This is a genomic window from Pseudoponticoccus marisrubri, from assembly GCF_001482405.1.
GTDB classification, from domain to species: domain Bacteria; phylum Pseudomonadota; class Alphaproteobacteria; order Rhodobacterales; family Rhodobacteraceae; genus Pseudoponticoccus; species Pseudoponticoccus marisrubri.
The window spans coordinates 1-20,817 of record NZ_LPXO01000009.1 but is presented as its reverse complement, the minus strand read 5'-3'; the positions used below and the strand labels follow the sequence as shown (position 1 = coordinate 20,817).

Sequence of the window (20,817 nt, the reverse complement as noted above, 5' to 3'; positions counted from 1 at the left end):
CGGCGCTGCGCAAACCCGCCCGCCCGCGCGTGTCCCGGCCCGGGGCATACCCCGCGCGGCGCATGCGCCCGAACCGGGCCAGGCCGTGCGCAACATGAGTTTTTCGCACTGCCAGTCCGAGAATTTGGCACGTTGTTCCCTCACCCTCCTTCAATAGCCTCGGTGTCATGACAGAGCAGATCCGCATCCTCATCGCCTCCAAGGGCAAGCCCGAGGCCCTGGCCCAGGGCTTCCGGCAGGAATTCCCGCAGGCCGAGATCCTGACCGACCCGGCGGCGCTGGACGGCACGCCCGTGCCCTACGTGGTGGCCGGCAAGCCCGATCCCGGCACCATCGCCGCGGTGCCCGGGCTGGAACTGGTGCTGAGCCTCAATGCCGGGATCGAGCATCTGCTGGCGCCCGGAGAGGTGCCCGAGGGCGTGCCCATCGTCCGGCTGGTCGACCCGGCCATGACCGAGGGCATGTCGGACTGGTGCCTTGCGGTGGTGCTGTCCTGGCACCGCAACCTGCCGCTCTACCGTGCCGATACCGAGTGGACCCGCCGCACCGAGGTGCTGTCGCGCGACCGCGTGGTGACGGTGCTGGGCGCCGGTGCGCTTGGCAGCCGTGTCGCCCGCCTGCTGGCCGCGATCGGTTTCGACACGCGGGTCTGGAGCCGCACGGGCCGCGCCGTCGAGGGCGCCCGCGCCTTTGCCGGCCCCGAGGGGCTGGTCGAGGCCACCACCGGCGCCGATGCCGTCGTCAACCTGCTGCCCCTGACCGACGCCACGCGCGACGTGCTGGATGCGGCGCTCTTTGCCCGGATGAACCGGGGCGGGCTGGTGGCCAGCGCCGGGCGCGGCCAGCACCTGGTCGATGCCGACCTGATCGCCGCGCTGGACAGCGGCCAGATCGGCGCCGCCGCGCTGGACGTGTTCCGCACCGAGCCGCTGCCGCCCGAGGATCCGCTCTGGACCCATCCCGGCATCCTGGTGACGCCACATGTCGCCGCGCCGACGCAGCCCGGCTCGGCCGTGCGCATCATGGCCGAGAACATCCGCCGCCACATGAACGGCGATCCCATCACCGAGATCGCCGATCCCGCGCGCGGCTACTGAGACGACAAGACCGACAAGACCGCAGACCTCCAACAGGGTAAAGAAAGGACGACGGCACCATGAGACTTTGGACATCCACGATCCTCGCGACGGCCGTGCTGGCCCCCGCGCTGGCGCTGGCCGAGACCACGCTGATCATGCCGCAACAGGACGAGCCCCGCACGCTGACGCCGGCGCCGTCCTCGGATACCGGCGGGCACGGGCCGACCTCGAACATCTACAGCCACCTCGTGGTGATGGACTGGGGCATCGTCGAGGGCGTGGCCGCCTATGGCGACCTGGCCGACAGCTGGGAGGTGTCCGAAGACGCGACCACCTATACCTTCCACCTCAACACCGATGCGCGCTGGCATGACGGCGAGGACGTGACCTCGGAGGACGTCAAGTTCACCTACGAGCGGATCATGGAAAAGGGCTATACCTTCTCCTCCTTCCTGCGCGACGTGAAATCCATCGAAACGCCGGATGACGACACGGTGGTCATCACGCTGAACAAGCCCAACATGGCCTTCCTGCCGATGATGGCGCAGGGCGCGCAATGGACCGGCAAGATCTATCCCGAGCACCTCTGGGCCGACCAGGACGGGTTCGACACCGGGCCCTACGTGAACGAGCCTGTGGGCTCGGGCCCGTTCAAGTTCGTGCGCTGGGATCGCGGCACCGCCGTGGTGCTGGAGGCGAACGAGGATTACTTCCGCGGCCCGCCCGCGGTGGACACGCTGATCTTCCGCACCATCCCCGATGCCAATGTGGCGCGGGCCGAGTTCGAGGCCGGCCAGTTCCCCTACCTGCCGTTCAACTACGCCCCGCCGCTGGCCGAGGCGCCGATCTTCGAGGCCGATCCCGACATCAACGTGGTCTACACGCCCTCGCATTTCAGCCGCGACCTGCAGCTGAACCTCAACCACGAGGCGCTGGGGAACCCCAAGGTGCGCGAGGCCATCGCCTATGCCATGGACCGCGAGCAGATGAACCGGCTGGCCTTCAACAACTCCTGGACGCCGGGCTATTACGCGGGCGTCAGCAGCCTGCAGAAATGGATCAACGAGGACGCGCGTTTCCCCGAGCATGATGCCGAAAAGGCCGAGGCGCTGCTGGACGAGGCCGGCTTTCCGCGCGGCGAGGATGGCTGGCGCTTCTCGGTCAAGGTGACGGGCCCGAACATCTCGGACTGCTCGGCGATCACCGAGATCCTCGTGCGCCAGCTGCGCGACGTGGGCATCGAGGCGGAGCTGGACCGGTTCGACCAGTCCACATGGTTCAGCCGCATCCAGGAAAAGCAGTTCGACATCTCGTGCTATTTCGGCCGCTACGGGCCCGACCCGGACGCCTACCGCGAGCATTTCTCGACCGATGGCGCGCGCAACTTCATGAGCTACTCGGATGCCGAGCTGGATCAGCTGGCCGCCGAGGCCAACACGATCCGCGACGAGGAGACCCGCAAGGAGATGTATGGCCGCATCCAGGAGATCGTGGTGCGCGACATGCCCTATATCAATGTCTTCGAAGAGCAGAAGATGAGCCTCGTGCGGCCGGGCTGGACCGGGTTCGCGGTGATGCCGGGCGGCTTCAACAAGTCGATCAGCTGGTTCGGCGTCTACGGCGTCTCGGGCCCCGACGACGCCGAGTGACCTGAGCCGGACCGACCGGACCCACGCAACACAGGACGAGGCGATCGACCATGAAACTCCTGCGCTACCTCTTCTACCGGCTGCTGCAAATGTTTCCGATCGCCTTGTTCATCGTGGTCATCAACTTTGCGCTGATCCACATGGCCCCCGGTGACGTCTCGATCCTGCTGGCGGGCGAGGGGGCCGACCCCGAATACATGGAGCAGGTGCGCGAACGCTACGGGCTGAACCTGCCGCTCTACCAGCAGCTGGGCGCCTATATCGGCCAGCTTTTGCAGGGCGACCTGGGGCTGTCCTTCCGCACGCGCGAGCCGGTGATCGGCATCATCGCCGAACGCATCCCGGCAACGCTGCTGCTGGCCGGCACGGCGCTGGTGCTGGCCTCGGTGCTGGGCGTGGCGATCGGCGCGGTGATGGCCCGCCGGCCCGGCTCGGCGCTGGACACGGCCGTCACCACGCTGTCGATCTCGCTCTTCTCCATCCCCGTCTTCTGGCTGGGGCTGATGCTGATCCTGCTCTTTGCCGTCACCCTGCGCTGGCTGCCCTCCAGCGGCATGGCCTCGATCGCGGGCCCGCGCGAGGGGATCGGCTATGCGCTGGACGTGGCGCGGCACATGGTGCTGCCGGTTCTTTCGCTGGCCGCGATCTGGCTGGGCCAGTACGTGCGCCTGTCGCGCGCCGCGGTGTCCGAGACGCTGGCCGAGCCCTATGTCACCACCGCCCGCGCCATCGGCTTTCCCGAGCGGCGGGTGATGACGCGCTTTGCCCTGCGCAACGCGATGCTGCCCATCGTCACCGTGCTGGGGCTGGAGCTGGGCTTGCTGCTGACCGGCGCGGTGCTGACCGAGACGGTGTTCAGCTGGCCGGGGCTGGGGCGGTTGATCTACGAGGCGATCCTGTCGCGCGACACGCCCGTCATCATGGGGGCCTTCCTGATCATGTCCTTCACGGTGATGCTGGCGGCGCTGCTGACCGACCTCGTCTATGCCGCTCTTGATCCGCGGGTGCGCCTATGACACCGACCCTGACCAAGACCCTTCGCGGCACGCTGCGCAGCGTGCCCGGCGCGCTCAGCCTCGTGGTGTTGGCGATCATCACCGCCGCTGCGTTGTTGGCGCCCGTTCTGGGCCTGCCCGACCCGGCCGAGATGGAGTTCGCCCTCTACCAGCCCCCCAGCGCCGAGCATTGGCTGGGCACCGACAATTTCGGCCGCGACATCTTTGCCCGCGTGGTCTGGGGCGCGCGGGTGGCGCTGATGGTGGCGATCGGGGCGGCGCTGCTGTCGATCCTGATCGGTTCGGTGCTGGGCGCGGTGGCGGGCTATTTCGGCGGCTGGGTCGACGGGCTGCTCAGCCGGGTCTTCGACATCTTCCTGCTGATCCCGACCTTCTTCCTGATCCTGCTGATCGTCGCGCTGTTCGGCGCCAGCCTGCCGCTGACCATCATCGCCATTGCGCTGACCACATGGCCACGTTCGGCCCGGTTGATGCGCAGCCAGGTGCTGACGCTGAAATCGCGGGTCTACGTGCAGGCGGCGCTGGCCGCGGGCGCGCCGCACTGGCTGGTGATCCTGCGCCATGTCATCCCCAACGGCATCGCCCCGATCATCACCGACGGCACGATCCTGATGGGCATGGCGATCCTGACCGAGGCGGGTTTGAGCTTTCTCGGCCTCGGCGATCAGAACCTTGTCAGCTGGGGCGGCATGATCTTCGAGGGTCAGCGCCACCTGCGGCTGGCGCCCTGGATGTCCATCGCGCCGGGCGTGGCCTTGCTGCTGCTGGTGGCCAGCCTGAACCTCTTGGGCGACAGTATCACCTTTGCCATGAACCCGCAGCTGCGGACCCGCGGCGGCGCGCCGAAGAAGCGCCCCACCGTGGCCCCGCCCGCGAACGAGCCCGCGGCCACCACGGACACCCCGATCCTGGAGGTCGAGGACCTGCGGCTGGTCTACAGCGTCGGCGCGCGGCGGATCGCGGCGGTGGACGGGGTGTCCTTCACCCTGCGGCGCGGCGAGGCGCTGGGGATCGTGGGCGAATCCGGCTGCGGCAAGTCCAGCCTCGGCTCGGCCCTGCTGCAGACCATGCCTAACAATGCGGCGCTGACCGGCGGCACCATCCGCTATGACGGGCGCGCCATAGTTCTGGACGGGAAAGGCGTGGTCGAGAAGGGCCGCGCGCGCATCGACGCGCTGCGCTGGACGCGCATCGCCACGATCTTCCAGAGCGCGATGAACGCGCTCAACCCGGTCACCACGGTGCGCCGCCAGATGACCGATGCGCTGCGCCTGCACCGCCCCGGCATCACCCGCGCCGAGGCCACGGCCCGCATCGGCGAGGTGTTCGGCCTGATCGGCATCCCGCGCAGCCGGATGAACGCCTATCCGCACCAGCTGTCCGGGGGGATGCGGCAGCGCGCGATGATCGCGCTCAGCCTGATCTTGGAGCCCGAGCTGGTCATCGCCGACGAGCCCACAACCGCGCTGGACATGCTGATCCAGGACCAGATCCTGGGCGAGATCGCCGATCTGCGCGCGCGGCTGAACCTGTCGCTGATCCTCGTCTCGCATGACATGGGCGCCGTGGCCGAAAGCTGCGACGTGGTGGCGGTGATGTATGCCGGCCGCATCGTCGAGATCGCGCCCACGCGGCAGATCTTCGACAACCCCGCGCATCCCTATACCCGCACGCTGATCGGCGCGCTGCCCAGCCTGACCGGCCCGCTGGAAGAGCTGGAAAGCCTGCCCGCCACCGACAGCGCCGCCGTGGCCGCGGCGCAGGGCTGCCGCTTTGCCCATGCCTGCCCGGCGGCCACCGACCTGTGCCGCGCCAAGGTGCCCCCCGCCGTCCCGCTGGGCGACGGGCACATCTCGGAATGCCACTACGCCACCAGCTTTGCCGCCGAACCAAGAGAGGTGCGGGCATGACCCAGCCGATCCTCGAACTCGACACGCTGCGCATGGTCTACAACACCGATCCCGGCATCCTCGCCCGGCTGACCGGCCGCGCCGACCCGCCGGTGATCGCCGCCGATGACGTCACCCTGAAGCTCCATCCCGGCCAGACGCTCGCCGTAGTGGGGGAAAGCGGCTCGGGCAAGACCACGGCGGGGCGCATCGCCACGCTGCAGGAACGGCCCACCGCGGGGCGGGTGCTGTTCGAGGGCAGGGATGTGACCGGGCTGACCGGCGCCGCGCTCAAGGCGTTCCGCGCCAAGGTGCAGATGATCTTCCAGAACCCCTATGATGCGCTCAACCCGCGCATGACGGTGGGCCAGTCGCTGGCCGAGCCGCTGACGCTGCACCGGCTGGTGCCGCGCACGGGGCTGCGCGCCGCGGTGCTGGAGATGCTGGAGGCGGTCGAACTGCGCCCCGCGGCCAGCTTTGCCGATGCCTTTCCGTCGGAACTGTCCGGCGGCCAGCTGCAGCGAATCGCCATCGCGCGCGCGCTGATCATCAAGCCGCGCGTGGTGATCGCGGACGAGCCGGTCTCGATGCTGGACGTGTCGATCCGCTCGGGCGTGATGAACCTGATGCGCGGGCTGCAGCGCGACACCGGGGTGACCTATCTCTACATCACGCATGACCTGTCCGTGGCGCGCTACATGGCCGACCGGATCGCGGTGATGTACCTGGGCGCCGTGCTCGAGGAAGGACCGGTCGAGACGCTGGTCACCGGCGCCGCCCATCCCTATACGCGGCTGCTGATCCGGGCCGCGCCGGAGCACCGCGCCGGCAAGACCCGCCGCACGCGCATCCGCCTGCCGGGCGACGCCGCCTCGCAGGCGGGTCTGCCCTCGGGCTGCCGCTTTCACCCGCGCTGCCCGCTGGCGCAGCCCGTTTGCCGCGAGACGGCCCCCGCCCTGGCGCCGGTCGGCGCGGGGCAGGTGGCCGCCTGCCATTTTGCCGAAGAGGTCGGGCGCCACGGGCTTGCCGTGCCCGCCTGACGCCAAAGAAGGACCGACCCACGTGACCACCGATCCCGCCCGCCTGTCCGCCGAGCTTGAAGAGCGCCTGCTGCGTTACACCGCCATCGACAGCCAGAGCGATTCCGGCTCCGACACGACGCCCAGCACCGATGTCCAGTTCGACATGCTCAACCTGCTGGTCGAGGAGCTGACCGCGATGGGTGCGGCGGACGTGACCCTGACCGGCTACGGCACGGTTCTGGCCGGCGTGCCGGGCACCGTGCCCGGCCCGACCATCGCGCTGCTGGCCCATGTCGACACGACCGAGCAATTCGCCGCCTCGGGCGTCAAGCCGCGCGTCCTACGCAATTACGACGGGGGCGAGATCCGCTTTCCCGACGCGCCCGACCTGGTGCTGTCGCCCGCCCACAACGCTTACCTGGGCACCAAGGCGGGTGACGACATCATCACCGCCTCGGGCACCACGCTGCTGGGCGCCGATGACAAGGCGGGCGTGGCGATCATCATGACCGTCCTGCGCCACCTGCTGGAAACGCCGGACCTGTCGCACCCGCCGCTGCGCATCGCCTTCACCCCGGATGAAGAGATCGGCCGCGGCGTGCATCCCGACCTGCCGGGCGATCTTGGCGCCGATTTCGGCTATACGCTGGACGGGGGCGAGATCGGGCGCATCGATTATGACAGCTTCTCGGCCGATGCTGCCGAGATCACCGTGACCGGCGTCTCGGTCCATCCGGGCAAGGCCAAGGGCAAGCTGGTCAGCGCCATCACGCTGGCCTCGCGGATCATGACGACGCTGCCGCAGGGCGGCATGACGCCCGAGCTGACCGAGGGGCACGAGGGCTTCATCCACGCCACCGAGATGAGCGGCAACGCGGCCGAGATGAAGATCTCGCTGATCCTGCGCGATTTCGAGATGGACGGGCTGGAGGAGAAGGGCCGCATCGTGCGCGCCGTCTGCGACGCCGTGCAGGCGACCGAGCCGCGCGCCCGCATCACCTGCGAGATCCGCAAGCAGTACCGCAACATGCGCTACGCGCTGGACAGCGACATGACCCCGGTGACACTGGCGCGCGACGCGATGGCGGGGCTGGGGATTGAGGCGCGCTCGGAGCCGCTGCGCGGCGGGACCGACGGATCGCGCCTGACCGAACTGGGCCTGCCCACGCCGAACCTGTTCACCGGCATGCAGGAGATCCACGGCCCGCTGGAATGGATCTCGGTCCAGGACATGACCGCCGCCACCCAGGTCTGCCTGGCCATCTTGGACGCGGCGGGATCCGCCGACTGACGTGAAAGGGCCCGGCGTCGTCCGTGACGACGCCGGAGCCTTTGAGGGGCGCGACGATGGTACTGACTCCGAGAATCAACATTATGGTAATTCAATTAACGCACCGTCCGCAGCCGGGGCACAAAACGGGCGTTGACCCTGTCGGGCGAATTGTAAATTCTGGCGCCATCAACGGAAACGAGGCCGGCAAGGCCCCTGGGAGGACAAGATGCTGAAATCCATCAAGCTGGCCGTCGCGGCGCTGGCGCTGTCGGCGGCGCCGGCACTGGCCGAATATCCCGAGCGCGAGGTGCTGGGCGTGGTCATGTGGGGTGCCGGCGGCGCGACCGACACGGTGGCGCGCGCGATCAACCCCGCCGCCGAAGAGGCGCTTGGCACGCAGATCGTGGTGCTCAACAAGTCCGGCGGCGCGGGCGCGATCTCGACCGCCTTCGTCAATGCCGCGCCGGCGGATGGCTATACCTTCCTCTACGGCGCCGAGAACCCGCAGCTGCACGGCGTGATGGGCGTGTCGGACATCGATTACGGCGACATGTACCCGATCAACATCCTCGGCCGCGGCGTGGCCGTGATCGCGGTGCCGGCCGAGAGCGAGTACCAGACCCTGTCCGACCTGCTGGACGCCATCCAGGCGAACCCGGGCGCAGTCAAGATGGGCTCGACCGGGCCGGGCGGCCTGCCCTCGACCATCGGGGCGCTGATCTCGAACGCCACCGAGTTCGACGTGACCGCGATCCCCTTCGACGGCGAGGGCCCGGGCCTGACCGCCATGCTGGGCGGCGAGGTCGATTTCATGCCCACCGGCATTTCGGCCGCGGCCGAGCAGGTCAAGGCCGGCACGATGCGCGCGCTGGCCGTGGTCAACCCCGAGCCGGTGGACACGCTGCCCGACGTGCCCGCGATCACCGACACCCTGCCCGAGATGGCGCGCTTCCTGCCCTGGGGGCCGTTCTACGGCGTCTTCGTGCGCGCCGACGTGCCCGATGACGTCAAGCAGACCCTGACCGACGCCTTCGCGACCGCCGCCGAGGACGAGACCTTTCTGGACCTGATGGCCAACCGCGGCAACGTGGTGATGAACATGACCGGGCAGGAGGCCGTGGATTTCCTGGCCAAGTGGCAGCAGGTCACAACCTGGGCGCTGCAGGATACCGGCGCCGCCAAGGTCAGCCCCGAGGAGCTGGGCATCGAACGCCCCTGACATGACACCGGCCTGCCCGCGCCAGAAGCGGGCGGGCCAACCCCGAAGATTTCCCCCATGCCCTCCCCTGCCCCGCTGCGCCCCGGTGAACGGCTGTTCGCCCTGCTTCTCGTGCTCTTTGCCGGCTTCGCGTTCCACCAATCGCATGCGATCTCGGGGTTCGAGGGGCTGACCACGGGGGGCGTGATGCCGATGCTTGCCTCGGGCGTGATGGTGGTGACCGCGCTGGTCATCCTGTCGGACACGCTGCGCCGCCCGCAGGCCGAGACGCGCGGCCTGCGCGGCCTGGTCGCCTACCTGTTCCCGTTGCGCGTGGTGCTGTTTGCGGCGCTGGTCGCAGCCTATGGCGCGGCGATCCCGCTGCTGGGCTTCCTCGTGGCCTCGGGCGGGCTGCTCTTCGTGGCGATCTGGATGCTGTGGACGCGCGGGCCGCTGGTCGCGCTGGTGCTGGCGCTGGCCTCGGTGGGCGCGATCCACGTGCTGTTCCGGATGGTCTTCAAGGTCGTCCTGCCGGGCGGGAGCCTGTGGTCATGATCGAGACGCTGGGCTATTTCGCCACCTCCTGGGTGGATCCCTACCTGCTGGGGCTGACTGCGCTGGGGACGCTGGCGGGCATCTACGTGGGCGCCATCCCGGGCCTGTCGGTGACCATGGCGGCCTCGATCCTGATCTCCTTCACCTTCAAGTGGGAGGTCAACGCCGCGCTGGCGCTGATCGCGGGGGTCTATGTGGGCGGCGTCTATGGCGGCGCGCGCACCGCGATCCTGCTGAACATTCCCGGCGCGCCAAGCGCCATCGCCACCGCGCTGGACGGCTACCCGCTGGCGCAGAAAGGACAGGCCGGCGAGGCCATCGCGCTCTCCACCGTGATGTCGGTGATGGGCGGGTTGCTGGGCGTGCTGGCGCTGGCCCTCGCCGCACCGTTGATTGCGCAATTCGCGATCAAGTTCACCTCGCGCGAATACATGCTGCTGGGCATCATCGGCATCCTGCTGGTCGGCACCCTGTCGGGCGAGAGCTTTGCCAAGGGCGCCTTTGCCGGCGCGCTGGGGGTGATGATCGGCATGGTCGGGCTGGACCCGATGACCGCCGAGACGCGCTTCACCTATGGCTCGATCAACCTGATGGGGGGCGTGCCCTTCGTCGTGGCGATGATCGGCTTCTTCGGCGTGGCCGAGGCGCTGGTCCAGCTGGAGCATGTGGCCGCCACGCCGGTGAAACAGGCGGTCTCGCGCATCGTGCCCGCCTGGGCGGATGTGCGGCGCTATCTCGCGCTGGCGCTGAAATCCTCGGGGCTGGGCACGTTGATCGGCGCCCTGCCCGGCACCGGCGGCGATATCGCGGCGCTGCTGGCCTATGACCAGGCCAAGCGCAGCACCCGCGACCCCGAGGTGCCCTTTGGCGAAGGCGCCAAGGAGGGGCTGATCGCGCCCGAGGCGGCCAACAATGCCGCGGTGGGCGGCGCCTTCGTGCCCATGCTGACGCTGGGCATCCCCGGCGACGCGGTGACCGCCATCATCATCGGCGCGCTCTACATCCACGGGCTGAAGCCCGGCCCGCTGTTGCTGTCGGACACGCCGCACCTGTTCTGGTTCATCGTCGGCAACCTGACTCTGGCCAACCTGTTCCTGCTGGTCTTCGGGCTGACCGGGATCCGGGTCTTCACCAAGGTGGTCGAATGCCCGCGCGCCATCCTGATCCCGCTGATCGTGGTGCTGTCGGCGGTGGGCGCCTACGCGATCCAGAACAACCCGGTGCACATCACCTGGGCGCTGGGATTCGGCGTGGCGGGCTACCTGCTCAAGCGCTACGGCTTCCAGGTGGGGCCGATCATCCTCGGCGTGATCCTGGGCCCGATGATCGATTCCAACTACCGCCGCGCGATGATCGCCGCGCAGCAGGATGTGGGCCGCTTCCTCTACGACCTTGTCAGCCATCCGATCTCGGCTGTGCTGAGCGCGGCGCTGCTGGCCATGCTGATCTCGCAGTTGCCGGTGATCCGCAACCGCCGCCGGCGCTGAGCCCGCTCAGGAGCGCGGGCGGCGCGGTGGGGCGTCGCCGCCCTGCCCCGCGGTCCGCTTGCCCTTGCCCGCGGTCCCGGGACGCTCGGCGCGCGGCTTGCCGGGTTTCGCCGGCTTGCCCTTGTAGGGCTTGCCCCGCGCGCCGTCGCCGTCGGTCGGCTTGGCCTTGTAAGGCTTGCCCCGCGGGCGCGTGTCGTCACCGGTCGACCGGTCGGCCTTGTAGGGCTTGGACTTCGGGCGGGGGCCGTCCCCGTCGACGCGGTCGCCCTTGTAGGGTTTGCCCCGCGGGCGCGTGTCATCACCGGTCGGCCGGTCGGCCTTGTAGGGCTTGGCCTTCGGACGTGGTCCGTCGCCGTCGATGCGGTCGGCTCTGAACGGCTTGGGCTTGGGGCGCGGTGCGGCATCGTCCGGTGCGGCGGTCGCGGGTCTGAAGGGCTTGCGCGGCCCCTTGCCCTCGGGCCCGGCCGGACCGCGGGGGCGCGGGCCGGTCTGGGGCACGCCGTCCAGTGCGCGCGCGGCGATCCCCTCGTCCAGCGCGCCCTCGGGGCCGAGCGCGGCAAGGAACCCGTCAAAGGCGGGCTCTGCGATCTCGACGAAGGTCTCGCTGTCCTGCACCCGGATCGCGCCGATCGCCGTTTTGTCGAGGTTGCCGGCGCGCAGCAGCATGGGCAGCAGCCAGCGCGGCTCGGCCCGCTTGTCGCGGCCCACCGACAGGGCAACCCAGCGGCTGGGCCCGAATTCGCGCGGGGCGCGCTTGACCGGCTGGTCGGGGCTTTGCAGCTCTTCGGGCGCGCCCTCGCGGGCGAGATGCAGGCGGACCAGCGCGGCGGCGACCGCCTCGGCCCCGTGCGCCTCCAGCAGCCTTGCAGCCAGCGCCTGCTCGGTCTCGGAGGGCGCCTCCTGCCATTGCGGATCGTCCAACAGCCGCGCCTCGTCCTGCCGCAGGATGTCGTCGGCCGAGGGCGGGACGGTCCATTCGGCCCGGATCTTGGCCCATTTCAGCAGGCGCTCGGCCTTTTTCACCGCCTTGGGCGGCACGATCAGCGCCGACATGCCCTTGCGCCCGGCCCGGCCGGTGCGGCCCGAGCGGTGCAGCAGGCTTTCGGTGTTGGAGGGCAGATCGGCATGGATCACCAGGTTGAGATTCGGCAGGTCGATGCCGCGCGCCGCCACATCGGTGGCCACGCAGATCCGCGCCCGCCCGTCACGCATGGCCTGCAAGGCCTGCCCGCGCTCGGACTGGCTCAGCTCGCCCGAGAGCGACACCACCGCCAGGCCGCGATTGCTCAGCCGCGCGGCCAGATGGGTGACCTGCGCGCGGGTATTGGCGAAGACGATGGCGCTTTCGCCGGCATGGTAGCGCAGCAGGTTGAAGATCGCATGATCGCTGTCGCCATGGGCCACGCGCAGCGCGCTGTAGGCGATATCGGCATGTTGCTGGCCGGCGCCGATCGTGTTGATCCGCCGCGCGTCGCGCTGGAACTGCTCGGCCAGCCGCGCGATCATCGGAGAGACGGTGGCGGAGAACAGCAGCGTGCGCCGCGTCTCGGGCGCCGAGGCGAGGATGAACTCCAGGTCCTCGCGGAAGCCGAGGTCAAGCATCTCGTCTGCCTCGTCCAGCACCACGGCCCGCACTTCGCCGAGATCCAGCGCCTCGCGCCGGATGTGGTCGCAGAGCCGCCCGGGCGTGCCCACGACGATATGCGTGCCCCGCTCCAAGGCGCGGCGTTCCTGCCGAATATCCATGCCGCCGACGCAGGCTGTGACCTGCGCACCGGTCCCGGCATAGAGCCAGCGCAGCTCCTGCATGACCTGGAAGGCCAGCTCGCGCGTGGGGGCCACGACCAGCGCCAGCGGCGCGGCGGCGGGGCCGAAGCGCTCTTCGGTTCCCAGCAGGGTCGGCGCGATGGCCAGACCGAAGCCCACCGTCTTGCCCGAACCGGTCTGCGCCGAGACCAGCAGGTCGGCCTCCTGCAGGGCGGGATCGGTGACGGCCTCCTGCACGGCCGTCAGCGTGTCGAAACCGCGGTCGGCAAGCGCCGCAGCGAGGGGGGGTATCATGACATCGGCTCCGGGCGTTGTCGGGGAATCGGGCGCAAGCCGGATTCGAGGAAAAGGCGCACATAGCGGCCGGCGCGGTGAAAGTACACCATGAACTTGCCTTTGCACGTCGAGTCAGGTGCCACGAAAGGCATTGCAGCCCGCGCGAGTTTGTCCAACAGTCGGCGCATGACCGCCCCTGCCCTGTCCATCCGCCCCGCCCGGACCGAGGATCTGCCCGCGCTGATCGCGCTATACGCCGATGACGACCTTGGCCGCACGCGCGAGGCGGGCACGCCCGACCCGGCCTACCAGTCCGCCTTTGCGGTGATCGACGCCGATCCCAACCACATGCTTCTGGTGGGCGAGCAGGACGGCCGGGCGGTCGCCACGCTGCTGCTGTCCTTCCTGCCCGGCCTGTCGCGGCACGGCGCGTGGCGGGCACAGATCGAATCCATGCGCGTGGCCTCGGACCTGCGCGGCCATGGGCTGGGCCAGCTCCTGCTGGACTGGGCCTTGGCCGAGGCGCGCCGGCGCGGCTGCGCGCTGGTGCAGCTGACCTCAGACCGGTCGCGCCCGGCAGCGCATCGCTTCTACGAGCGTGCGGGCTTCGAGGCGACGCATCTGGGCTACAAGATGACACTGGAGACACCATGACCGCCTTTCCCGTCTTCGACGGCCATAACGACCTTGTCCTGCGGCTGCTGCGCGGCGACGTCTCGGCCGATGGCGTGGCCAAGGGGCTGCATGACGGCCATATCGACGCGCCCCGCGCGCAGAAGGGCGGGTTTGGCGGCGGCATGTTCGCGATCTTCGTGCCCAGCCCGGACGACAAGGACCTGCGCCACGACGAGATGAAGCACCCGCCCTACGACATCCCCCTGCCCGCGCCGGTGGACGAGGCGATGGCCGCCGACTGGACAGGGCGGGGGTTCGACGCGCTCGAGGCGCTGGAGGCGGCGGGTGCCGTGCAACTCTGCCGCAGCGTGGCCGAGATCGAGACCGCCCTGCCCGGCCCCCGGATGGCCGCCGTGGCGCACATCGAAGGCGCCGAGGGTGTCGACCGCGAGTTTGCCCGGCTGCATGACTGGCACGCGCGCGGGCTGCGCTCGCTCGGGCCGGTCTGGAGCCGGCCGACCGTCTGGGGCCATGGCGTGCCCTTCCGCTACCCGTCCGACCCCGATATCGGCCCGGGGCTGACCGAGGCCGGCCGCGCGCTGATCCGCGAATGCAACCGGCTGAAGATCATGGTGGACCTGTCGCATCTGAATGCGGCGGGCATGGAGGACGTGGCCGCGATCAGCGACGCGCCGCTGGTCGCCACCCATTCCAACGCCTGGGCGGTCTGCCCGCATGCGCGCAACCTGACCGACCGGCAGCTGGACATGATCCGCGACAGTGATGGAATGGTGGGCATCAACTTCGCCAGCGCCTTCCTGCGGCCCGACGGGCGCATGGATGCCGAGTTTGGTCTTGACATCATGCTACGACATTTTGACCATCTGGTCCAACGGCTGGGCGAGGACCGGGTCGGCCTCGGCTCCGATTTCGACGGGGCGCTTGTGCCTGCGGGCATCGGGGACTGTGCCGGCCTTCCCAACCTGATCGAGGCACTGCGGTCGCATGGCGTGGATGACGGGCTGATGGCCCGGATCACGCATGGCAACTGGATGCGCGTCCTGCGGAAAACGTGGGGCGAACTATAATGAAAACAGGGAGTTAAGTTATGAAAAACTGTTTTGTCGCGGCCGCCGTCGCCGCAACCATGATCATGGGGGCCACCGCGCCCGTACAGGCCGACACGCCGCCCAACATGCTGGTGATCGCCAACCGGATCGACGACATCAAGACCTTCGACCCGGCCGAGAGCTTCGAGTTTGCCGGCGCCGATGTCAGCCGCAACGTCTACGAGAAGCTGGTCAATTTCGACCCGCTCGACCTCGAGGCGGGCTACCAGCCGCAGCTGGCCGAAAGCTGGGAGATCTCGGAAGACGGGATGACCATCACCTTCACCATGGCCGAGGGGCACACCTTTGCCTCGGGCAACCCGGTGACGGCCAAGGACGCGGAATTCTCGCTGCGCCGCGCGGTGCAGCTGAACAAGACACCCTCCTTCATCCTGACCCAGTTCGGCTTCACCCCCGAAAATGTCGAAGAGACCATCGTCGCCACCGATGACAAGACGCTGGTGCTGACGTTGGACAAGCCCTACGCGCTGTCCTTCGTGCTGAACTGCCTGACCGCCACGATCGGCGGCATCGTCGACATGGAAACCGTCATGGCCAATGAGGTCGACGGCGACATGGGCAACGCCTGGCTGCGCACCAACACCGCCGGCTCGGGCCCCTACAAGGTGGTGGACTGGAAGCCCAGCGAAAGCGTGCTGATGGATCTCAACCCCAACTATCACGGTGACGAGCCGGCGATGCAGCGGGTGATCGTGCAGCACATCCAGGAAAGCGCCACCCAGCGCCTGCAGCTTGAGCGCGGCGACATCGACGTGGCGCGCAACCTCTCGCCCGAGGACGTGGCCGGCCTGGAAGGCGTCGAAGGCGTCAAGATCGTGGACGAGCTGCGCGGCCGGCTGATGTATTTCGCCGCCAACCAGAAGAAGGAGATGCTGGCCGATCCCAAGGTGATCGAGGCGCTGAAGCTGGCCACCGATTACGAGGGCATGTCGGGCTCGTTCCTGAAGGGCCAGTACACGGTCCACCAGGCCTTCCTGCCGCGCACCTTCCTCGGCGCGCTGGACGAGACGCCTTTCACCTTCGACATGGAGGCCGCCAAGGCCGCGCTGGCCGAGTCCGATCACCCCGATTGCGGGCCGATCAAGATCTCGGTGCGCGACGCGCAGGAGCGTCTGGACATCGCGCAGTCGCTGCAGAACACCTGGGGCCAGCTGGGCTGCGAGATCGAGCTGATCGTGGGCACCGGCGCGCAGACGCTGGACCGCTACCGCGCGCGCGAGCATGACATCTATCTCGGCGCCTGGGGTCCGGACTATCCCGACCCCAACACCAACGCGGGCACCTTCGCCTTCAATCCCGACAACAGCGACGAGGCCGGCGCCACCGGCCTGCTGGCCTGGCGCAACGCCTGGGACATCCCCGAGATGAGCGAGGAGACCCTGGCCGCCGTGGTCGAGAACGACACCGATGCGCGCCGCGAGATGTATATCGAGCTGCAGCGCGAGCATCAGCAGGTCAGCCCGTTCGGCATCATGTTCCAGCAGATCGAGCAGAACGGCATGGGCGCCAGCGTCGAGAACTTCGTCGCCGGCGGCGCCACGACCGCGGTCTCCTACTGGGTCATCACCAAGTAAATGGCGGATCAGAACGCCAATCAGACGGGCGGGCGGCTTGGGCCGCCCGTCCCCTTGTGGGCCCGGAAATCGCTGGCCACGGTCGCGACGGTCGCCGCCACGCTGCTGGGGCTGCTCTTCGTGACCTTCATGATCGGCCGCGTGATGCCGATCGACCCCGTGCTCGCCGTGATCGGCGAACGCGCGACACAGGAACAATACGACGCCACCTTCCGCGAGCTGGGGCTCGACCAGCCGCTGCTGGTGCAGTTCGGCATCTACGTGGGCGACGTGCTGCAGGGCGAGTTCGGCAAGTCGATCCGCACCGGGCAGGAGGTCACCACCGATATCGCGCGGGTCTTCCCCGCCACGCTGGAGCTGGCCACACTGGGCACGCTGATCGGCGTCATCCTGGGCGTGCCGCTGGGCGTGCTGGCCGCGGTGCGCCGCGGCAGCTGGATCGACCAGGTTGCCCGTTTCGTCGGGCTGATCGGGTATTCCATGCCGATCTTCTGGCTGGGCCTCGTGGGCCTTCTGATCTTCTACGGAATCCTTGGCTGGGTGGCCGGGCCCGGGCGGCTGGGCATCTTCTACCAGGGCATCGTCGAGCCGATCACCGGCATGATCCTTGTCGACGCCGCGCTGCGCGGCGAATGGACCGTCTTCCGCAACGCCTTCTCGCACATCATCCTGCCGGCCGCGCTGCTGGGCTATTACAGCCTGGCCTATATCAGCCGAATGACCCGGTCCTTCATGCTGGAGCAGCTGAACTCGGAATACGTGACCACCGCACGGGTCAAGGGGCTGAGCGAGCGGCACGTGATCTGGGGCCATGCCTTCCGCAACATCCGCATCCAGCTGGTGACGGTGATCGCGCTGGCCTATGCCAACCTGCTCGAAGGGTCGGTCCTGACCGAGATCATCTTCGCCTGGCCGGGGCTGGGCAGCTACATCACGACCTCGCTTCTGGCCAATGACATGAACTCGGTCCTGGGCGGCACCATCGTGATCGGCACCATCTTCGTGGGGATCAACATTTTCTCCGACCTTCTCTACCGCTTCTTCGACCCGAGGGCCAAATGAGCACATCGCAGGGGCTGCGCGCCTGGCTACTGACCGAAGAGCCCACCTCGCGGCGGCAGGCCCGCATGGCCGCGTGGTACAAGGGCTGGCTGACCTTGCGGTCCAACACGCTGGCCATGCTGGGCCTTATGGTGCTGGTGGTGCTGCTGCTGGCGGCGATCTTCGCGCCGCTCCTGGCCACGCATGATCCCTTCGCCCAGGACCTGGGCCAGCGCCTGCTGGCCCCGGGCGAGGGCGGGCACCTGCTGGGCACCGACAGCTTGGGCCGCGACATCTATTCCCGCCTGCTCTACGGCGCGCGCATCTCGATCTACATCGTCGCGCTGGTGGTCATGGTGGCCCCGGTCGTGGGGCTGATCGTGGGCACCGTGGCGGGCTATGCCGGCGGCTGGATCGACGTGCTGCTGATGCGGATGACCGACATCTTCCTGGCCTTCCCGCGTCTGATCCTTGCGCTGGCCTTCGTTGCCGCGCTGGGGGCCGGGATCGAGAACGCGGTGCTGGCGATCTCGCTCACCGCCTGGCCGCCCTATGCCCGCATCGCCCGGGCCGAGACGCTGACCATCCGCAATTCCGACTACATCCACGCCATCCGCCTGCAGGGTGCGGGCCCGCTGCGCATCGTCACCCAGCATATCTGGCCGCTCTGCATCTCCAGCCTCGTGATCCGCGTCACGCTGGACATGGCCGGCATCATCCTGACCGCGGCGGGGCTGGGCTTTCTGGGCCTCGGCGCGCAGCCGCCCAGCCCGGAATGGGGCGCCATGATCTCGGAGGGGCGCAAGTACATCCTCGACAGCTGGTGGGTGGCCACCATTCCCGGCATCGCGATCTTCTCGATCAGCCTCGCCTTCAACCTGCTGGGCGATGGCTTGCGCGACGTGCTGGACCCCAAGGAAGGACAGTCATGACCGACGACGCCCCGCTTCTGGATGTCGAGAACCTCTGGGTGCGCTTCCAGACCCGCACCGGCGTGTTCGACGCGGTGCGCGGCATCTCCTTCACGCTGGGCCGCGAGAGGCTGGGCATCGTGGGCGAAAGCGGCTCGGGCAAGTCGATGACCGGCCGCGCCGTCCTCCGCCTGATCCGACCGCCCGGCGAGATCGAGGCCGACCGGCTGCAGATCCATGGCGAGGACGTGCTGACCGCCTCGGAAAAGCGCATGCGCCAGCTGCGCGGCGGGCGCGTCTCGATGATCATGCAGGATCCCAAGTTCTCGCTGAACCCGGTGATGACCGTTGGCCAGCAGCTGGTCGAGGCGCTGCGCGCGCATGAGCCCGTCTCGCGCGCCGAGGCCCGTAAGCGCGCGCTGGCCACCCTTGACGAGGTGGCGATCCGCGATCCCGAACGGGTGCTGAACCTCTACCCGCACGAGGTCTCGGGCGGCATGGGCCAGCGCATCATGATCGCCATGATGCTGCTGCCCGACCCCGAGATCCTGATCGCGGACGAGCCGACCAGCGCGCTGGACGTCTCGGTCCAGCTGCAGGTGCTCGACATCATGGACAAGCTGGTGCGCGAGCGTGGCATGGGGCTGATGTTCATCAGCCATGACCTGAACCTCGTGGCCAAGTTCTGCGACCGGATCGTCATCATGTATGCCGGCCGCATCGTCGAGACCTGCAAGGCCAGCGAACTGCGCCACGCCCGCCATCCCTACACGCTGGGCCTGCTGAACTCGGTGCCCGATCTCGAACATCCCCGTGACCGGCTGGAGGTGCTGCAACGCGACCCCGCCTGGCGCGAGGCCCCTTCCGTGAGTGCCCGCCAATGAGCGCCATCGACATCCGCAACCTGACCGTCTGGTTCGGCCATGGGGCCGATCGCGCCGATGCCGTCCGCGATGTCAGCTTCGAGGTCGCCGACGGCGAGAGCTTCGGACTGGTGGGCGAGAGCGGGTCGGGAAAGTCCACCATCCTGCGCGCCATCGCCGGTCTGGTGCCCACCTGGTCGGGGCAGATGACCGTCGCCGGCGAGACGCTGGGCCCCAAGCGCAGCAAGAGCTTCTATCGCAAGGTGCAGATGGTCTTTCAGGACCCCTATGCCTCGCTGCACCCGCGCCACACGGTCGACCGCGTGCTGTCCGAGGCGATGCAGCTGCACGGCGTGCGCGACATCGACACGCGCATCGGCCGGCTGCTGGACGATGTGGGGCTGGGGCCAGGCTTCCGATTCCGCTACCCGCACCAGCTCTCGGGCGGCCAGCGCCAGCGTGTCGCCATCGCCCGCGCCCTCGCCTGCGACCCGGCCATCGTGCTGCTGGACGAGCCGACCTCGGCGCTGGACGTCTCGGTGCAGGCCGAGATCCTGAACCTGCTCACCGACCTGCGCCAGGAGCACAAGCTGACCTATGTCATGGTCTCCCACGACCTCGGCGTGGTCGGCCATCTCTGCGAGCGCATCGGCGTCATGCAGGAAGGCCGCTTCGTCGAGGTGCTGAGCGTCGAGGCCATGCGCCGCCAGCAGGCCGAAGCCCCCTACACCCGCCACCTGCTGGAAAGCTCCATCAATTCGATCCGCTGATCGCCGGCGCATCGCTTCAGTCCGCATGGGCCAGCGCCCCTGCTCCGCATCGTCCACGGACAACAACGACGCGCCCCCCTCGCGCGATCGCGCAAGTTGCCGGATCAGTCGCAAAGGGTCGCCCCCCTGCACGCGCCACCCGCTGATCAGCGCCAAGACAAAGGCCCCTTCGACCGAACGTGTTTGCTTGACCCTGCCCGCCACGAACCTCCATCAAGGCTTTGTGGCGGCCAGATCCGCGTTATCCTCGGTTCAAAGGGGCAAACTCGTCGAGCCTCCCATGGTTCTATGTTCCCGCGGAGAAGCGATAGCGCTTAGGCCGGAACTTGGTGGCGTTCTGACCCTATCCCGAGAGGACCCGCTGCCCCAGAGCCTGAGACGTAAAGCGCCCCATGATCTCCTCTCGCCGACAAATGTGCGGGTGCGAGACCTTGGCCTGTGAACCGACCCCATCGGGTGGTCAGTGTTGAATGGACCTGTCGCAGAATTTTGCGGCACCGACAACGCCTTTCACGGCGTGCTCTACGACATCCCGAGCAACCCGGTCCTGCCGGCGATCCACCGCGCCTATACCACGTGGCTGGCGCCGCAATGGTCGCGCATGCCGCGCCTGCCCGACCGCAACCGCGCCAATTACGAGGCGCATGCGGCGATCTTCGAGGCGATCCTGATGCGCGACCCCGACGCCGCCGAGACCTGCCT

Annotated in this window: 18 protein-coding genes; 17 read left to right on the top strand and 1 reads right to left on the bottom strand. The window is 68.6% G+C overall.

The genetic code is table 11. The features are described from left to right. Nucleotides 1-167 precede the first annotated feature (167 nt). From AVJ23_RS14450 to AVJ23_RS14410, 9 genes are all read left to right on the top strand, one after another. Entirely contained in the window at nt 168-1,097 is a 930-nt protein-coding gene (locus tag AVJ23_RS14450) for a 2-hydroxyacid dehydrogenase (RefSeq protein WP_058862920.1), read from the top strand. 59 nt (nt 1,098-1,156) lie between these two features. Beyond that, complete coding sequence (locus AVJ23_RS14445) at nt 1,157-2,728, top strand: ABC transporter substrate-binding protein (protein ID WP_058862919.1); 1,572 nt, start codon at nt 1,157-1,159, stop codon at nt 2,726-2,728. A 50-nt stretch (nt 2,729-2,778) separates the two neighbouring features. Next, entirely contained in the window at nt 2,779-3,744 is a 966-nt protein-coding gene (locus AVJ23_RS14440; RefSeq protein ID WP_058862918.1) for an ABC transporter permease, read from the top strand. Continuing rightward, the gene (locus AVJ23_RS14435) at nt 3,741-5,654 is read left to right on the top strand and encodes a dipeptide/oligopeptide/nickel ABC transporter permease/ATP-binding protein (RefSeq protein WP_058862917.1); all 1,914 of its coding nucleotides are present in this window, start codon (nt 3,741-3,743) and stop codon (nt 5,652-5,654) included. The genes AVJ23_RS14440 and AVJ23_RS14435 overlap by 4 nt, the downstream gene beginning before the upstream one ends. Next, nucleotides 5,651-6,673 (top strand): ABC transporter ATP-binding protein, encoded by a 1,023-nt coding sequence (locus AVJ23_RS14430; protein ID WP_058862916.1) that lies wholly within the window; start codon nt 5,651-5,653, stop codon nt 6,671-6,673. The genes AVJ23_RS14435 and AVJ23_RS14430 overlap by 4 nt, the downstream gene beginning before the upstream one ends. Nucleotides 6,674-6,695: 22 nt before the next feature. Then, a complete protein-coding gene (gene pepT, locus AVJ23_RS14425) occupies nt 6,696-7,946 on the top strand; it encodes a peptidase T (RefSeq protein WP_240484659.1) in 1,251 nt (416 codons plus the stop codon). Nucleotides 7,947-8,154: 208 nt separating this feature from the next. Continuing rightward, nucleotides 8,155-9,147, top strand: coding sequence for a tripartite tricarboxylate transporter substrate binding protein (locus AVJ23_RS14420; RefSeq protein ID WP_058862915.1), 993 nt, complete (start codon nt 8,155-8,157; stop codon nt 9,145-9,147). 57 nt (nt 9,148-9,204) lie between these two features. Further along, nucleotides 9,205-9,681: a tripartite tricarboxylate transporter TctB family protein gene (locus AVJ23_RS14415; RefSeq protein WP_058862914.1), complete on the top strand. Its 477-nt coding sequence runs from the start codon at nt 9,205-9,207 to the stop codon at nt 9,679-9,681. Continuing rightward, nucleotides 9,678-11,168, top strand: a complete 1,491-nt coding sequence (locus AVJ23_RS14410) for a tripartite tricarboxylate transporter permease (protein ID WP_058862913.1) — start codon at nt 9,678-9,680, stop codon at nt 11,166-11,168. The genes AVJ23_RS14415 and AVJ23_RS14410 overlap by 4 nt, the downstream gene beginning before the upstream one ends. 6 nt (nt 11,169-11,174) lie before the next feature. Here the strand turns inward: AVJ23_RS14410 and AVJ23_RS14405 are convergent, their stop codons facing one another. Next, nucleotides 11,175-13,229, bottom strand: a complete 2,055-nt coding sequence (locus tag AVJ23_RS14405; protein ID WP_058862912.1) for a DEAD/DEAH box helicase — start codon at nt 13,227-13,229, stop codon at nt 11,175-11,177. A 168-nt stretch (nt 13,230-13,397) separates the two neighbouring features. On the opposite strand from AVJ23_RS14405, the gene AVJ23_RS14400 reads away from it, so the two are divergent. The 8 genes from AVJ23_RS14400 to AVJ23_RS14365 form a co-directional block, all read left to right on the top strand. Then, nucleotides 13,398-13,865, top strand: a complete 468-nt coding sequence (locus AVJ23_RS14400; protein ID WP_058862911.1) for a GNAT family N-acetyltransferase — start codon at nt 13,398-13,400, stop codon at nt 13,863-13,865. Next, nucleotides 13,862-14,914, top strand: a complete 1,053-nt coding sequence (locus AVJ23_RS14395; RefSeq protein WP_058862910.1) for a dipeptidase — start codon at nt 13,862-13,864, stop codon at nt 14,912-14,914. The genes AVJ23_RS14400 and AVJ23_RS14395 overlap by 4 nt, the downstream gene beginning before the upstream one ends. A gap of 20 nt (nt 14,915-14,934) precedes the next feature. Beyond that, nucleotides 14,935-16,530: an ABC transporter substrate-binding protein gene (locus AVJ23_RS14390; protein WP_058862909.1), complete on the top strand. Its 1,596-nt coding sequence runs from the start codon at nt 14,935-14,937 to the stop codon at nt 16,528-16,530. Further along, nucleotides 16,531-17,592 (top strand): ABC transporter permease, encoded by a 1,062-nt coding sequence (locus AVJ23_RS14385; protein ID WP_058862908.1) that lies wholly within the window; start codon nt 16,531-16,533, stop codon nt 17,590-17,592. Continuing rightward, nucleotides 17,589-18,503: an ABC transporter permease gene (locus AVJ23_RS14380; RefSeq protein ID WP_058862907.1), complete on the top strand. Its 915-nt coding sequence runs from the start codon at nt 17,589-17,591 to the stop codon at nt 18,501-18,503. The genes AVJ23_RS14385 and AVJ23_RS14380 overlap by 4 nt, the downstream gene beginning before the upstream one ends. Then, nucleotides 18,500-19,366 (top strand): ABC transporter ATP-binding protein, encoded by an 867-nt coding sequence (locus tag AVJ23_RS14375; RefSeq protein WP_058862906.1) that lies wholly within the window; start codon nt 18,500-18,502, stop codon nt 19,364-19,366. The genes AVJ23_RS14380 and AVJ23_RS14375 overlap by 4 nt, the downstream gene beginning before the upstream one ends. Next, nucleotides 19,363-20,115 (top strand): ABC transporter ATP-binding protein, encoded by a 753-nt coding sequence (locus AVJ23_RS14370; RefSeq protein WP_058862905.1) that lies wholly within the window; start codon nt 19,363-19,365, stop codon nt 20,113-20,115. Before AVJ23_RS14375 ends, AVJ23_RS14370 begins: the two co-directional genes overlap by 4 nt. Nucleotides 20,116-20,632: 517 nt before the next feature. Then, nucleotides 20,633-20,817 (top strand): FCD domain-containing protein (locus tag AVJ23_RS14365; RefSeq protein WP_240484657.1); only part of this gene is annotated, 185 nt, incomplete at its 3' end.